Origin of the sequence: Martelella sp. HB161492 (assembly GCF_013184775.1) — a bacterium.
In the GTDB taxonomy this organism is placed as follows: domain Bacteria; phylum Pseudomonadota; class Alphaproteobacteria; order Rhizobiales; family Rhizobiaceae; genus Martelella.
Map to the genome: position 1 here is coordinate 211,900 of NZ_JAATVV010000005.1, position 15,100 is coordinate 226,999.

At 58.7% G+C, this 15,100-nt stretch carries 16 protein-coding genes; 11 read left to right on the top strand and 5 right to left on the bottom strand.

Going from position 1 to position 15,100, the window contains the following annotated elements:
- Positions 1-11 precede the first annotated feature (11 nt).
- Entirely contained in the window at positions 12-614 is a 603-nt protein-coding gene (locus tag HCK86_RS10305) for a hypothetical protein (RefSeq protein ID WP_176084371.1), read from the bottom strand.
- Between the two features lie 391 nt (positions 615-1,005).
- Here HCK86_RS10305 and HCK86_RS10310 point away from each other — a divergent pair, with 391 nt between their 5' ends.
- The 6 genes from HCK86_RS10310 (at position 1,006) to HCK86_RS10335 (ending at position 6,887) form a co-directional block, all read left to right on the top strand.
- Positions 1,006-1,962, top strand: a complete 957-nt coding sequence (locus HCK86_RS10310; RefSeq protein WP_176084372.1) for a DUF1403 family protein — start codon at positions 1,006-1,008, stop codon at positions 1,960-1,962.
- Positions 1,963-1,964: 2 nt separating this feature from the next.
- Positions 1,965-2,648 (top strand): SMC-Scp complex subunit ScpB, encoded by a 684-nt coding sequence (locus HCK86_RS10315; RefSeq protein WP_176084542.1) that lies wholly within the window; start codon positions 1,965-1,967, stop codon positions 2,646-2,648.
- A 350-nt stretch (positions 2,649-2,998) separates the two neighbouring features.
- Positions 2,999-3,916 carry an ABC transporter substrate-binding protein gene (locus tag HCK86_RS10320; protein WP_176084373.1) on the top strand — a complete coding sequence of 306 codons (918 nt, stop codon included), beginning with the start codon at positions 2,999-3,001 and terminating at the stop codon, positions 3,914-3,916.
- An 84-nt stretch (positions 3,917-4,000) separates the two neighbouring features.
- Positions 4,001-5,209, top strand: a complete 1,209-nt coding sequence (locus tag HCK86_RS10325) for an ABC transporter permease (RefSeq protein WP_176084374.1) — start codon at positions 4,001-4,003, stop codon at positions 5,207-5,209.
- Complete coding sequence (locus HCK86_RS10330) at positions 5,206-6,141, top strand: ABC transporter ATP-binding protein (protein ID WP_176084375.1); 936 nt, start codon at positions 5,206-5,208, stop codon at positions 6,139-6,141. Before HCK86_RS10325 ends, HCK86_RS10330 begins: the two co-directional genes overlap by 4 nt.
- The gene (locus tag HCK86_RS10335; RefSeq protein ID WP_176084376.1) at positions 6,138-6,887 is read left to right on the top strand and encodes an ABC transporter permease; all 750 of its coding nucleotides are present in this window, start codon (positions 6,138-6,140) and stop codon (positions 6,885-6,887) included. The genes HCK86_RS10330 and HCK86_RS10335 overlap by 4 nt, the downstream gene beginning before the upstream one ends.
- Positions 6,888-7,016: 129 nt before the next feature.
- On the opposite strand, the gene HCK86_RS10340 is transcribed toward HCK86_RS10335, so the two are convergent.
- Together HCK86_RS10340 and HCK86_RS10345 are read right to left on the bottom strand one after the other, a co-directional pair.
- On the bottom strand, positions 7,017-8,084 hold the full coding sequence (locus tag HCK86_RS10340) for a porin (RefSeq protein WP_176084377.1): 1,068 nt from the start codon (positions 8,082-8,084) through the stop codon (positions 7,017-7,019).
- A gap of 396 nt (positions 8,085-8,480) precedes the next feature.
- Complete coding sequence (locus HCK86_RS10345; RefSeq protein WP_176084378.1) at positions 8,481-9,278, bottom strand: pseudouridine synthase; 798 nt, start codon at positions 9,276-9,278, stop codon at positions 8,481-8,483.
- 115 nt (positions 9,279-9,393) lie between these two features.
- Here HCK86_RS10345 and prmB point away from each other — a divergent pair, with 115 nt between their 5' ends.
- From prmB to HCK86_RS10365, 4 genes are all read left to right on the top strand, one after another.
- Positions 9,394-10,314, top strand: a complete 921-nt coding sequence (gene prmB / locus HCK86_RS10350; RefSeq protein ID WP_210259873.1) for a 50S ribosomal protein L3 N(5)-glutamine methyltransferase — start codon at positions 9,394-9,396, stop codon at positions 10,312-10,314.
- 464 nt (positions 10,315-10,778) lie between these two features.
- Complete coding sequence (locus HCK86_RS10355) at positions 10,779-11,288, top strand: TRAP transporter small permease subunit (RefSeq protein WP_176084379.1); 510 nt, start codon at positions 10,779-10,781, stop codon at positions 11,286-11,288.
- On the top strand, positions 11,285-12,607 hold the full coding sequence (locus HCK86_RS10360) for a TRAP transporter large permease subunit (RefSeq protein ID WP_176084380.1): 1,323 nt from the start codon (positions 11,285-11,287) through the stop codon (positions 12,605-12,607). Before HCK86_RS10355 ends, HCK86_RS10360 begins: the two co-directional genes overlap by 4 nt.
- A 100-nt stretch (positions 12,608-12,707) precedes the next feature.
- A complete protein-coding gene (locus HCK86_RS10365) occupies positions 12,708-13,751 on the top strand; it encodes a TRAP transporter substrate-binding protein (protein WP_176084381.1) in 1,044 nt (347 codons plus the stop codon).
- 66 nt (positions 13,752-13,817) lie between these two features.
- Here HCK86_RS10365 and HCK86_RS10370 read toward each other — a convergent pair whose 3' ends face one another.
- A complete protein-coding gene (locus HCK86_RS10370) occupies positions 13,818-14,075 on the bottom strand; it encodes a hypothetical protein (protein WP_176084382.1) in 258 nt (85 codons plus the stop codon).
- A 98-nt stretch (positions 14,076-14,173) separates the two neighbouring features.
- Between HCK86_RS10370 and HCK86_RS10375 the strand changes: the two genes are divergently transcribed.
- On the top strand, positions 14,174-14,476 hold the full coding sequence (locus tag HCK86_RS10375; RefSeq protein ID WP_176084383.1) for a hypothetical protein: 303 nt from the start codon (positions 14,174-14,176) through the stop codon (positions 14,474-14,476).
- A 345-nt stretch (positions 14,477-14,821) separates the two neighbouring features.
- On the opposite strand, the gene HCK86_RS10380 is transcribed toward HCK86_RS10375, so the two are convergent.
- The gene (locus HCK86_RS10380; RefSeq protein WP_176084384.1) at positions 14,822-15,094 is read right to left on the bottom strand and encodes a hypothetical protein; all 273 of its coding nucleotides are present in this window, start codon (positions 15,092-15,094) and stop codon (positions 14,822-14,824) included.
- Positions 15,095-15,100 lie beyond the last annotated feature (6 nt).

Genomic DNA, 15,100 nt, shown 5'->3' on the forward strand with positions numbered 1-15,100 from the left:
AATGATTGCGATCAGATCACGTTCGGCTGCAGATCTCGAGACTTGCCATAGGTGGCGCATTGGCGACCGGCTCGAGGTCGGACTGACATATTGTCGTCTCTGCGAACCTCATCGTGCCTGTGCGGCGTCCCGTCCGTTGCGGCTGGCGATGGCTGGTCTGGCAGATGCAGACATGCTTTGGACTTGCGCCCTGCCGTGCTGTCAATGAATTCAATGTCCGCCTGACAGCCTTCACCATCAAGAAAATAGAGAAGGGCAAGCAGCGCGCCGAGATCCTGGGGGCTGCACAAATCCTGTGGCGTCTGGCCGTTGAAGGCGGAGATGAGCATAGAAATCGCTGCGGGGTCCGTCTTTGGCATGCTCCCAAGTGCGCTGGCGCGTTGGGCGATAATGGTCCGGACGGCGCGTTCGCCACGCAGCAGCGCCAGCTTCGACCTGAGGACCGCGAGAATGCGACGCGGGAAAAGCAGCGTCGCAGGGGAGGGTGGCTGTGTCTGGGCGTCCATCAGCGGGGTAGCGAGATCCGGGCAGCAGCAAAGCCCCGCATAGATTGGCGCGTTCATGGATGAGGCGGTCTTGCCGGGGCTGTAGCTCCGCGCATTTTTGTACATCATTACACCTTCTGTTCGACCAGGCTTGCCATCCATGCCTTGCCGCACCGGGCGAGAGGTCTATCGGGCCGGCGTGCTTGCATTCTGCTTCATTGACGGCGGCGCAGGCTTCATCATATAGCTGAGCCTTGTCCTTGCTTTGCCGGATCCATGAGCGCGCGTAGACGGAACTGCATCTGGTGTGTGAGTACAATATAAAGTAGAATTGATGAATTATATTCATTCTATAGTGGTGCTATAGTCAATTGGGGTTCACATGGACGCGCCGGGCGGCGTCCTGCCTTCCTCCGTCCAAAATGCTTTCAGCGCTGAAGCGGCCATGCATTTGTAATCGACGAGGTGTGCGGTTATAGTTTGAAAATCGTATAAAAATGCACGAATCGAAGGATCTGCCATGTCGCGGCCCGTTAAGCGGGAGACTGAAACCAGTCCGCCACCCGTTCTTCAGCTTCCCGGCTGGGCACTGTCGCAACGGTCGCGCGCAAGCCTTGCCGATTCTGCCTTCGCAGCGGGTATAGCGTTGAAATGCCTAGATGATCTTGTTCTTCGCGATGCCGACTGGGCCGGCTGCTGGCGCAACAGGCAAGCGCTGCGCTGTGCGACGGTGGCGGTCCGGCTGGCCGGGCGGCGAGAAGACGAGGCCATGCTGCGCGACGCGGTTTTGCTGACATCTGACGGCGATGCGCCGGGGCCGGCCGGTGCGATGTTCTCCGGGTTTGCCGGTCTTTCGGCGCGGGACAGTGGCATCGGGGCAGGGCGGATCCGCCATCTTGCGGTGTCGCTCGGCCTGCCCTCACCGCAGATGATAGAGGCGGCAACGGATCTTCTCGATGACACGCTCCAGTCTGCAAGTGCGCCGCCGGTTGCAGCGGCGGAACTCGTCCGGCGCTGGCATGAAAGCCATCCTGAAGCCGAGGTTCTGGCCTGGGGACTGGCCGATCTCGTTATCGCCAATCGGCTGAACTGGGTCCATCCCGTGCCGCTGATGATGACGACGCGTTACAGCACCGTCTTTCGAACAGGGCAGGGCAGGGGGCGTCTGATGCCCGGTGAACCGGGTTTTGCGCCGGCATTCGTCACGGCCCTGGCGGAAGGTGCGGTGACTGCGCTCCGGCTTGCCGGAGAGATCGAGCGCGGGGCGGTTCGCCTGGGTGCCGCGCGGCGCCGGGTCCGCACGAAAGGGGCAGACCGGATCGTCACCATGTTGCTGGGACAGGATGCGGTGCCAGCGACCGTGCCCTCGTCCGGTCTGTCGCGCTGGGCGTCGGCGCGGATGTTTCAGCGGCTCGAGGCGCTCGGTGCTGTGCGCGAATTGTCCGGCCGCTCCTCGTTCCGCATTTACGGGCTTTGATGATGGCAGCGACAGGACCAGCAAGGCCGGGCCGGCGGCGACAGAGTGAGAACCGTCAGGAACGACCCCTTGACCGCGAATTGCAGCATCTGCCGCAGGCGCTCAGGTGGCGCGAATGGATGCTGCGGGTCGAGGCGGTGATCTTTGCAGCTTCGGAACCGGTTCCGCCAGCGGTTCTTGTTCCGCTGGTCGGCAAGGCGTGCAGCATCGAGCTTCTGATGGACGATCTCAATGCCGAACTTGCTGATCGTCCCTATGAGCTGGTGTTTGTCGCTGGCGGCTGGCAGCATCGAACCCGTCCGCGCTATGCTGATGCGATCCGGGCAGCGACGGCGCCGACCCGCTCGGCAGCTTCCGCCCTGTCGGATTACGAGACGACGGTGCTTGCGGCGATAAGCTATCTGCAGCCGATCACCCGCGGTCAGCTATCGGCGATCTTCGGCCGGGAGGTCAGCCGTGACACGATCGGGTCGCTGCGCGGGGCCGGAATGATTGCCTCGGGGCCGCGCAGTCCGACGCCGGGTGCACCCTATACCTATGTCACGACGAAACAGTTCCTGTCCGCATTCAGCATGGAAAGCCTGCGCGAACTGCCGGATATCGAAGCGCTTGAAGATGCCGGACTGCTGAAGTCCGAGAGCGGGCCGATGGACCCGGATGTGCCGGCAGACCCACCGGAAGAGTAGCACCCGCATTGGCTGCGCCGATTTGACCTCAGGGTTTTGCAAGTGCAAATTTGCAAAGAGGAGGAAGCCGCTTGCCCGCTGACGGGGGCGGCGAAGTTTGGGCTGACAGGTGATTGTCCGAGCCAAATCATGGCCTATATCTAGGAAATAGCCCGGAGACATTCCGTATCGATCCTAAGGACGGGCCAATGGCGGAGGAGATCGCGGGGGCATTCGGATCGGATACGACCAAATCGGAGCTGATGCGTCTGGCACCGCTCTCCATTCTCCATGAAGACTTTGCTCTTGCGCCGCTGCCATCCGCACGATGTTCTTGAGCCGGTCCTGAACTTCACCAAGAGGGAACCAGAATGAAACGTCTTTTGCATTTTTCCGGCATGCTCGCTCTTGCCGCCTTCACTGCCTTCTCTGCCGCTGCTGCCGATCCGGTTGTTGTATCCTCCAAGATCGACACGGAGGGCGGCGTTCTCGGAAACATCATTCTTCAGGCTCTGAAGGCCAATGACATTCCGGTCACGAGCAAGATTCAGCTTGGTGGGACGCCGATCGTTCGCGAGGCGATCATTCAGGGACAGATTGACATCTATCCCGAATATACCGGCAATGCGGCCTTCTTCTTCAACAAGACGGACCTTCCTGTCTGGAACAATGCCGAGCAAGGCTATGCGGAAGCCAAGAAACTCGACTATGACGCCAACAAGATTGTGTGGCTGACACCAGCCAATGCCAATAACACCTGGGCGATTGCTCTGCGCGAAGAGGTTGCTACGGCAAACAATCTCACCAATCTGACCGAGTTCGGCAAATATGTCTCCGGCGGTGGCACGGTCAAGCTGGCCGCTTCGTCCGAATTCGTGACGTCGGCATCGGCACTTCCGGCATTTGAAAAGGCCTATGATTTTCATCTCGGCTCGAACCAGCTGATCACGCTCTCTGGCGGCGATACGGCGGCAACCATTGCCGCTGCTGCCAACGAGACCTCCGGTGCCAATGCCGCCATGGTTTATGGGACTGATGGCGGCATCGCGCCGTCCGGCCTTAAGGTGATGGCAGACGACAAGGGCGTTCAGCCGGTCTACCTGCCGACGCCGATCATCCGCGAGACCGTGCTGAACGACTATCCGGCCATTGCTGATATTCTGAAGCCGATCTTTGTGGCGCTGGACCTGGAGACGCTTCAGGATCTGAACGGCCGCGTTCAGGTCGGGGGCGAACCCGCCGATACCGTGGCGGCTGATTTCCTGTCCGCCGGGGGCTTCCTCAAGTAGGAGATGGTGCGCTTCGTTCCGGGCTGGCTGAACGCCGGCCCGGAACGAAGCGCCAGTCCGAGAGATGTCGGGAAGGGGGGCTGAATGCCTGCACATGGCGCGTCTGCGCTTGCTACAGGAAGCCGGTTTCGGCCGGATAAGCTCGGGGTCGTTGTCGCTGCAATCGTGGTTCTGTCGCTCGCCCTGCAGCCTTTTGCGCTTGTCCGCGCGAACCGTATTGTCCCTGCCAATGGCGAAATGATCTGGTCGGCATTGCCGCAAGGCCAGGCGTGGGGTGTGATCGCGGCGCTGCTGCTGGCAGCGTTTATACTTTTTCTTGCTGTCCCGGTCCGGCTGCGTCTGGCCGTCAGCATTGCAGCACTGGCTCTGCTGGCCGTCGCCGTCGGTCGGGCCGGGACCTACCTTACACCGGCCGACAACAATTATGCCCGGATCTCGCCGGGCGGCAGCTTCTATCTGATGTTGTTTGCGTTTTCGATTGCGCTTGCCGACGCGACGGTCAGGCTGAGGCTTTCGCCGCTGCAACGGGTCGGCTTTCTGCTCCTCGCCATTGCTGCCATCGGGCTTCTGTTGCTCTGCGGTGGCTGGAGCGATCTGTCGTTGCTGAAGGAATATCACAACCGTGCCGCTGCATTCTGGAGCGAGGGGCGCACCCATGTGGCGCTCGCCTTCGGTTCCCTTGCTGCAGCAGGCATTGTCGGCATTCCGCTTGGCATTGTCTGCTTTCGCGTGTCCGGCATCCGTGCTGCCATCCTCAACACACTCAATATCGTGCAAACCATTCCGTCCATGGCGCTGTTCGGCCTGCTGATCGCACCGCTCGCCTGGATTGGCACCCATGTCCCGGGCGCTTCGGCGCTCGGCATTGCCGGTATCGGCTTCGCACCGGCCTTTGTGGCGCTGTTTGCCTATTCGCTGCTGCCGGTTGTTTCCAACACGGTGGCTGGTCTCGATGGTGTGCCGCTGGCTGTTCGCGATGCGGCGCGCGGCATGGGCATGACTTCACGCCAATTGCTGTTTTCCATCGAACTGCCGCTGGCTTTCCCGGTGATCCTGACCGGTATCCGTATCGTTCTGGTGCAGAATATCGGCCTTGCTGTCATCGCCGGTCTGATTGGCGGCGGCGGCTACGGCACCTTCGTGTTTCAGGGCATTAGCCAGACGGCGACTGATCTCGTGCTGCTCGGTGCCATGCCGGTGGTTGGCATGGCCTTTGCCGCGGCGATCCTGCTCGATGCCGCTGTTGAACTCAGCCAGAGCCAGGACCGGTCACGCAAACGGAGGATGGCATGATCGAGATAGACGCCATTACCAAGATCTATGATGGCACCGCTGCCGTCGATAATGTGTCGCTGACGGTCGAGACCGGAGAAATCACAGCGATTGTCGGCACGTCCGGCTCGGGCAAGACGACCTTGATGCGGATGATCAACCGGCTGGTCGAGCCGACGGCCGGCACGATCCGCATCGATGGCCGGGACAATCGTGACCTGCCAGCCTATGAATTGCGACGCGGCATCGGCTACGCCATTCAGGGCCATGGCCTGTTTCCGCATCGCACCGTCGCCGAGAATATCGCCACCGTGCCGCGCCTGCTCGGCTGGGAGAAAAAGCGTATCGACAGTCGCGTTGACGCGCTGTTGGCGCTTTTCCATCTCGATCCCGGCCAGTATCGCCATCGCATGCCGCATGAACTCTCCGGAGGCCAGCAGCAGCGCATCGGCGTTGCCCGGGCGCTGGCTGCGGGCCCGAGCGTCCTGTTGATGGACGAACCCTTCGGTGCGCTTGATCCGATCATCCGCCGTTCGGCGCAGGAGGATCTGCTGGCGATCCAGCGCGAACTCTGCACCACGATCGTGCTGGTGACCCATGACATGGATGAGGCGATCATGCTTGGGTCGCGGATCGCCGTGATGAGCGAGGGCAGGGTCTTGCAATATGCGCCGCCCGCCGAGATCATAGTCCGGCCGGCGGCTGATCTTGTCGCCCAGCTGCTTGGCAGCGGCGAGCGTGTTTTCCGGCTGATGTCGCTTGCGACCGTTGGTCAGTGTGTGGAGGAGGGCGCGGCCACGGGCGAGGCGGTCGATGCATCCACCTCGCTCAAGGACGCGCTGGCGGAAATGCTCTGGTCCGGACGTGATGCGCTGCCGATTCGCCAGGAGGGGAGAGCGATCGGACGGATCAGTCGGGCAGCCATTTTTGCGCATGCAGCGGGGCCCTCATGAGCACCGGCACTGTCATCCGTATCGGCCTGGCCGTACTGCTGGTCGTCTTCATCGTTACGCCGCAGAGCTTTGCGCCGCTGTTTCAGCCCTTGACAAGGAATGGTGCCCCGGCGATCTACACCCAAACCAGCCTTCTGTCGCTGACGCTTTCCCATCTTGCAATCGTTGCCGTGGCAACCCTTGCCGCGACGGTTTTTGCTGTCGGACTTGCCATTATCGTCACGCGGCCATTCGGCGCGGAGTTTCTGCCGCTGTCGCGCTCGATTGCCAATATCGGGCAGACCTTTCCGCCCGTCGCCGTGCTGGCGCTGGCGGTTCCAGTTTTCGGCTTCGGTCCCGTGCCGACACTGATCGCACTGTTTCTCTACGGATTGCTACCGATCTTTGAGAATGCACTGACCGGGCTTACCGGACTTCCCGGCGACGTTTGCGAGGCCGCGCGCGGTGTTGGCATGACTGACTTTCAGCGCCTGGTGCAGGTCGAGTTTCCGCTGGCCCTGCCGGTGATCCTTGCGGGTATAAGGCTCTCGGCGGTTATTTCGCTTGGCACCGCGACGATTGGTTCGACGGTCGCAGCCAAGACGCTGGGTGAGGTGATCATTGCCGGGCTGCTATCGTCAAACACCGCTTTTGTGCTGCAGGGCGGGCTGGTGGTCGGCCTGTTGGCGCTGCTGATCCATGACGGTTTCATCGCGATTGAGCGGGCGCTGATCCGGCAGACGGGACGCATCGCTGCGCCTTCATAGCTGCCTCTTTTCCGCCGGAGAAGCGCGTTGGCGGCGGCATTAGTGGCAGCCGGAGAGTGGCCTTTCTGGCACGCAAAAGCCCCGGCCGAGGGCCGGGGCTTGAAGCCGTTTTGCCGGGAAACGACGTGCTCAGAACGACCGTTCGAGACGGAACCAGCCGCCAAACAGGTCGTCACCGAAATAGCTGTCAGGCAGATCGGCATATTCCATGTTCAGCTTGGCAACGAGACCATCGACGATGGTGTATTCGAACAGCAGGCCAGTCTGCCAGTAATCTTCGTCCTTGTAGCCCGTCGGCAGGTCGGCTTCGGTCCACTGGAAGGACGGTGTGACGGCGAATTTGTCGGTCACGTTGAAGGTGTAGCCTGCTGCCAGGGCCCATTTGGTATAGACATCATCGAGCGACCAGCTTCCACCCGTTGGCGTATAGGTGTTGGCATAGGCGTTCCAGCCCGTTGCATAGTTCGCACCGATATTCAGTTCGCCGGGGCCGAGATTGAAGGCCGACATCAGGCGCAGTGCGCCCTCTTCATTATAGGTATCGTAGCCAGCGTCGAGTTTCATGCCCACGCCGCCGACCGAGAAGCCGATGCGGCCGGAAACGCCGAGCTTCGCCAATTTCGATTCATCCGAACCCACCATGTCAGGCGTCAGTGCATCAACGGAGAGGCCGGCGACAATGCCATCATTCAGGAAGACATAGCGGATCGAGTTGAACTTGGTATTGCCAGAGAGATGATCGATTTCGCCGATGAGATCTTCGTCCCAGTAGGAGGTGAAGTAACCAGCCTGGAAGCCGCCAAGAGCAAGGTAGGTCGTATCGAGTTCAACGACACTGCCGCCCGGCTCGAGCAGATTGTCGTTGCCGCCGGAATAGGCATAGGCGTTGAGTTCGATATCGCCGGTCAGGATACCAAGCTCAGTGTCTGTCTTGGATGAGATTGCCAGATGGGCCTTGGTGTAGACATTCCAGCTTTCCGCCTCACCATAGACCGCTTCAACCTGGAAACGGACATAGCCTGACAGGCTGAGGCAGGTCTCGCCGCCTGGAATGTAGAAATAACCGGAACCGAATGCATCGCAGACTTCGACATAGCTTGCGGTCGGTTCGACGACAACCACCGGATCGGCGGCGCTGGCTGCCGAATGGGCAGCAAAAAACGCCACGGAGCCGAGAAGAAGGCTCTTAGTTCTCATGAAAGTCCCCAGTTTTTATCGCTTTGACAGGAAGAAAGATGTCTAGACAGGCCAGTCGTCCCTCGGTCGCGGCGCCGTTTTCGCTTTGTCTTTCTGATGCCAGAATTACGACAGCTTTTCGTTTGTGCAACTGCAAATTCTATAAATACGTGTTTTTTATATCATTACCCGGAAATGTGGTAAAATCGTCACATTTCCGGTTGAAGCCGGGCTAAATCTCATGGCACAGTGGTCCGCATCCACTGATATATATGGTCTCCAAGATAAAACCCGTATAGGTGGCAGTGCCTTAATCGAGATTGAAATGATGCAGCCATGGCTCGAAAAGGGCAAAAGTCGGAACAATTTTCGTTGTGCATCGCCGTTGAACGCAGGTGCGGCATCCGTGGCGCCATCTCAGCGCCGCTTTGCGGCGATGGCCTGCCTCAGCGCGGCGATCTCGGTTTCGGAAAGCGCCCTTGCCGATCCCTTTTCCAACGACCCGAGTGTTATCGCGCCGATGGCGACCCTGACGAGGCGCAGGCAGGCGATATCGAGCGCTTCGAGCATGCGTCGGATCTGCCGGTTGCGCCCTTCCTCAAGCGTGATCGAGAGCCAGCTATGTCTGTCGCCCTGGCGCAGGATCTCTGCCTTTGCCGCCTTCAGATATTCGCCGTCATGGGCGACGCCGTTCTCAAGGGCCGCCACCAGCGCCGCATCCGCGACGCGGTCAATCTGGACGTGATAGATCTTTGCAACATGGGTCTCGGGATCGAGAAGCGCCTGGGCAAAAGCTGTATCATTGGTAAAGAGCAACAGCCCTTCGCTCGCCTTGTCGAGCCGGCCGACCGGAGAGATGTGTGCGTCCGCATGATCCTTCAGGCAGGCATAGACCGTCTCGCGACCCTCGGGATCGTGCCGGGTTGTGACAAGGCCACGCGGCTTGTTCAGCATCAGGTAGATCGGCTGCTCCGCTTCGACAGACATACCGTCTACGCAGATCCGGGCCGTCTCGACATCCACCCAGGTCTCGAGGCTGGTGACGATCTTGCCGTCGACGCTCACGCGCCCCTCGGCGACAAGCCGTTCGGCCTGGCTGCGCGAACAGTAGCCGCGCTTGGAAAGCGCGCGCGGCAAGGTTGCCCGCTTGCCTTCGGCTGCGGATCGGCGTTGCGACCTTTTTCCTGAGGCCGGGCGTCTGCGTGTGTCTTTCATAGGGCGACCATGCCACAATAGAACTGCCTGTATCAGCCTTTGACCGGAGCCGAGTGCGATTGTAAAGAGCTGGAGCAGACGGGATCGGCCGTCAAATCGGATTCGGGACGGGATCATGACGATGAAAGACGATATTATCGGCGAGCTCGTGACATTGCGCGATTTCTGGCGCTATGCGATTTCACGCTTCAGCGCCGCGGATCTGAGCTACGGCCACGGCACATCGAATGCATCGGACGATGCGGCCTTTCTGCTGCTCGACAGTCTTGATCTACCGATTGATGTGCTGGATCCCTTCCTTGATGCACGTCTGCTTGGCTCGGAGCGCCGGCTGCTGGCGGATCGGATTGAAGCGCGCGTTTCAACGCGCAAGCCGTCCTCCTACCTCACTGGTCATGCCTATATTCAGGGTGTTCGCTTCCTGGTCGACGAACGGGTGATCGTTCCGCGCTCGCATATCGGCGAGATCCTGTTTCACGAATATATCGACCTGGGCGGATCGTCCTTCCTGCCGGATCCGATGAGTGTGGAAACGGCGGTCGATATCTGCACCGGCTCGGGCTGTCTGGCGGTTCTGGCCGCGAAATTCTTCGTCAATGCCGAAGTCGACGCCGTCGACCTTTCCGCTGATGCGCTTGACGTTGCCAGACTGAATGTCGCCGAACACGATGTCGAGAACCAGGTGAGCCTGTTTCAGGGCGATCTTTTTGCGCCGCTCGAAGGGCGGACCTATGATCTCATCATCACCAACCCGCCCTATGTCGAACATGATGCGGTTGAAGCCTATCCCGCCGAATATCAGGCAGAACCGGCGATGGCCCATGATGGCGGCGAGGACGGGCTCGACCTTGTTCGCCGTATTCTCGTCACGGCGCCGGCCTTTCTCAATCCGGGCGGCGGGCTGATCTGCGAGATTGGCGCCGGACGCGAGATCCTCGAGGAAGAATTCCCCCATATTGAATTTCTCTGGCTCGAAACCGAGGCATCGCAGGATGCCGTCTTCTTCGTGACCGCCGAGGCGCTGGGCGTGTCCTGAACCCTGCCGCCTTTGCGCACCAGATCGCCAGACCTGACCGTCGGTCTTTCGGAGCCGGCGGTCTTTTTTTGAATTGAGCGCAAGAAAAAGGCCGAAGCGGCAATTTCATCCGAGTAAAACAGCCGCTATTTGCCACGCGTCACGGCAAAATCTGACGAAAGACAGGCTCAATGCTGCAACGCGAATACAAAGCAGGCTGGGATGATTGACAAGCGTCGATCTCTGATTGATGATTTTGTCTATAAATAAGACGGGGAACGACAATCTCATGCAATTTGATACCGTGCAGCGGCCCGGAAGTGGCTGCCGTCCGGCCGTTTTGCTGTTTCAACTGAACAGCCGGTGGGACGATCCATGCATTTCACACCTTCATCATGCTTCTATTCTGGGTTCTTTTGAGCAATCGATCCGGCAATCCTCTGTGACCTCGCAGCGCAACAGGAATGGCGTGCCGGGAGCCTGCGATGCCTGAAGCCATCAAGACCTATGTCCGGTTGGTCGACCGCTTCAACCGGGTGATCGGCCGCATCGTCATGTGGAGCATTTTCGCCATGATGGCGGTGCTGCTCTGGTCATCGATTTCCAAGACCTTCTTCATGCCGTCGCAATGGACGCTGGAGATGGCGCAATTCATGATGACGGGCTATTTCCTGCTCGGCGGCGCCTATGCGCTGCAGCTTGACAGTCATGTGCGCATGGATCTGCTCTATGGCCGCTGGACGCCGCGCACCCGTGCCATTGTCGACGCCGTTACCGTCTTCATGCTTTTTACCTATCTGATTTTCCTGCTGATCGGTGGTGTTTCGTCGACCAGCTATGCGCTGAAATATGGTGAAACCAGCTATTCAAGCTGGGCGCCCTATATGGCGCCGGTGAAGATCGTCATGGTGATCGGCATCTTCCTCACCTTTCTTCAGACAACATCGATCTTTTTCAAGGATCTGGCGACCGCCATCGGGAGGCCGATCCGATGAGCTATCAGATGATCGCGCTTTTGATGTTTGCATCGATGATGCTGACCATGCTGACGGGCCAGCGCGTCTTCGCGGCCATCGGCGTCGTCGGCGTTGTTGCCGCGGCCTTCCTGTGGGGGACGGGTGGTTCGGAGCTTGGCTTTTCGGCCGGCATGAAGCTGATGAAATGGTATCCGATGCTGACACTGCCCATGTTCATCTTCATGGGCTACATGCTTTCGGAATCCGGCATCGCCGAGGATCTCTACAAGGCGTTCCACGTCTGGATGGGCGGGCTACCAGGCGGGCTCGCCGTCGGCACGATCGGCCTGATGGTGGTGATTTCCGCTATGAACGGGCTTTCGGTCGCCGGCATGGCAATTGGTGCCACGATTGCCCTGCCGGAACTCTTGCGCCGCGGCTATGACAAGATCATGGTCTCGGGGGTTATTCAGGCGGGCTCCTCGCTCGGCATTCTGGTACCGCCAAGCGTGGTGCTGGTGCTTTACGGCATGATTGCCCGTCAACCGGTCGGCAAGCTCTGGATTGCCGGTGTTCTGCCGGGCCTGTTGCTGGCGGCATTGTTCATCATCTACATCGTCATCCGCTGCCGCATCAATCCCGCCCTCGGGCCGTCGCTTTCGAAGGAAGAACGCGCCATGCCGATGGCGGAGAAGCTGAAACTGCTGCGCGCCGGCATCATTCCCTTTGCCATCTTCTTTCTGATGATGGGGCTGTTCATGATGGGCATCACCTCGCTCACCGAAAGTTCGGCGATCGGTGCATTGTCGGCCATGGCCGCGGCGCTGATCAAGAAGCGGCTGACCTGGAAACTGCTGGAGCGCACGGTCGAACAGACGCTCGGCATTTCCTGCATGTTCATGTGGATCATCCTGGCGGCGCTCTGCTTCGGTGCGGTCTTCGATGGCCTCGGCGCCGTCAAGGCGCTGGAACATCTGCTGCTGGAACGCTGGGAGCTGAGCCCCTGGCAGATCCTGATCCTGATGCAGATCTCCTATCTGGTGATGGGCACGTTTCTGGATGATACGGCGATGCTGGTTATCGTTGCGCCGCTTTACGTGCCGCTGGTCGGCCATATGGGCTTCGATCTCGTCTGGTATGGCGTGCTCTACACGATCACCTGCCAGATTGCCTATATGACGCCGCCCTTCGGCTACAACCTGTTCCTGATGCGGGCGATGGCGCCGCGAGAAATCTCGCTGACCGACATTTATCGATCCGTCTGGCCCTTCGTCATCATCATGCTGATCGGGCTCGGCATTGTCACGGCATTCCCGGAGATCGCGCTCTGGCTGCCGAACATGGTTTACGCGCGCTGAGGACGGCGCGGGTAAGGCGGAGTGGCAGGTTCACTCCGTTTCTGCGGCCAGAGGCGGGGGACCGTCCGGCCAAAACGCAAAATAAACGAGGGAAACAGCAATGAACAGCAGACGTTCTTTTCTGAAATCGGCAGGACTGGCGACGGCCGCAGGCGCGACCGCGCTTGCCGCACCGGCGGTGCGTGCCCAGGACAAGAAGATCACCTGGCGGCTTCAGACCTATGCCGGTCCGGCGCTCGCCGAATTCGTGATCAAGCCGAGTATCGAAGCCTTCAACAAGGCCGCCAATGGTGCCATGGAGATCGAACTTTACACCTCCGATCAGCTGGTGCCGACAGGTGAACTGTTCCGTGCCATGCAGAATGGCACGATTGATGCCGTTCAGTCGGATGATGATTCGATGAACTCGCCACTCGATATCAAGGTCTTCGGCGGCTACTTCCCCTTTGCCTCACGCTACAATATGGACGTGCCGACGCTGTTTTATGAATATGGCCTCGCCGATATCTGGGACAAGGCCTATGCGGAGGTTGGCGTTCAGTGGATTTCGGCCGGTGCCTGGGATCCGTGCAACTTTGCCACGGTGAAGCCGATCACCAGCCTGGCTGATCTCAAGGGTCTGAAGGTCTTCACCTTTCCGACGGCGGGCAAGTTCCTGTCGCAGTTTGGTGTCGTGCCGGTGACCCTGCCCTGGGAAGATGTGCAGGTTGCCATGCAGACCGGCGAACTGGACGGTCTGGCCTGGTCGGGTATTACCGAGGACTATACGGTTGGCTGGGCCGATGTGACGGACTATTTCCTCACCAACAATATCTCTGGCGGCTGGTGTGGTTCTTTCTTCGTCAATGCGGATCGCTGGGCGGAAGTGCCGGATTATCTGAAGGTCCTGTTCCGCATGTGTACGGATTCATCCCACCTGCATCGCCTGCACTGGTACTGGGGCGGCGAGGCGAAGCTGCGCGCCCATGGCGACAAGATGAAGCTGACAACGATCCCGGCTGAGGAATGGAAAACGGTTGAGGATGCGGCGGGTGCATTCTGGGACGAAATTGCCACCCAGAGCGACCGCAACGCCAAGGTCATCGAAATTTTGAAACAATATCAGAAGGATATGGTGGCTGCTGGCCCGCCTTACCGTTCGTGATATGACATTTTCTGAATGAGGAAGAAACTGCGCCGGGAGGGCTCTCACCGGCGCAGTTCTGGCATGTTAGCCAGCCGCAGCGACCTGCGAGGTAGCCTGGTTGGTGGCCTTCAGGTTGCCGCCGGCGTCCGTCTGCGCTTCGTTAGCGACCTTGAGGTGCTCGTTGGCGATCTGGCGCTGGCATTCGTGCTCGGTGTCGGAGACCCGCTGGGTGAATTCGCGCTTGCTGTTCATCATGGCCTGTGCGTCAGAAATTTCCGTCTGGCGGGCCTGCTGGGCGTTGCGAAGAATATTGCCGGTGAGGCTAGCGATAAGTGGCATCATGATAAAGTTCCTTTCTGGGTGCTTTGGATAAGCTCTGTCTTGCGGCTTATCCTGTTGAGGGCATTTTCAGTTGGTTCTCAGATCCCGTGCGGGAACAGATGACCGAAAATCTGCTGATCGCGTTCATGCACATTCTTGAGGCCGCCGACGAGCTTGCCGCGGATGTCCTTCATGCGCTCATGGTGGTGTTCGATGCCGTCGCGGAACTTGCCTCTGAGTTCCTTGCGATGTTCGTGACGCTCTTTGGTCTTCTCCGACGGCTGGAAACTCACGGTGGTGTCGTGCGTGTCCTTTCCGAAGAGCTTGTTCTTGTTCTCGGTGGAAATCGTCAAGGTACCAAACCGAGTTTCGATTTCTGTCGTCTCGGTATTGTGGTGATGGTGACCTTTTGTGGTCTGTGAAACATGCATTTTGGTTCCTTTCCGGTGCCCGAAATAGTCTGGGGGCGGGCTTTTTCTTTTCTTGGAGCGACGTTTAGGTTTCAAAGTATCAAGAACCGCGTCGTGGTTTGTTTATTGGTTGTCTGTGACAACGAATATAGATCTAGTATTATTCCTTCATAAAAGCCAATGAAAAATCGGTAATGAAAGAATTAGCGATATTATATACTGCAATAAAAATAATATCAATTAATTTAGTATTTTCTGATAGAATTATATATTGAAAAGAATGGCCTCTAGAACGCAAAAAAAACGCCGGACGATGAGCGTCCGGCGTTTGAAAATAAGAAGTATATTTGCAAGGGATTACGGCGCTGCTTCCTGGCTAAACGTCTGAAGGGAATCTTTGGTTATCTTCATTGCGTCGCTCTGCGCCTCGCGCGCGATTTTTTGCTGGTTGTTCATCGTCTCACGGTGATGCTCGTGAGCAGCATTAAGCATTTTCTGCTCATGCTGAGCCTGTTGGATCTGCATATTTTGGATTTGGGATTGCCATGTATTACTCGCATTCTGCTGATCCAACATCTGGTTTGAAAGGGCAGTTGCGGTAACACTTGAGCCGTAGGAACCTACATCCATTGTATT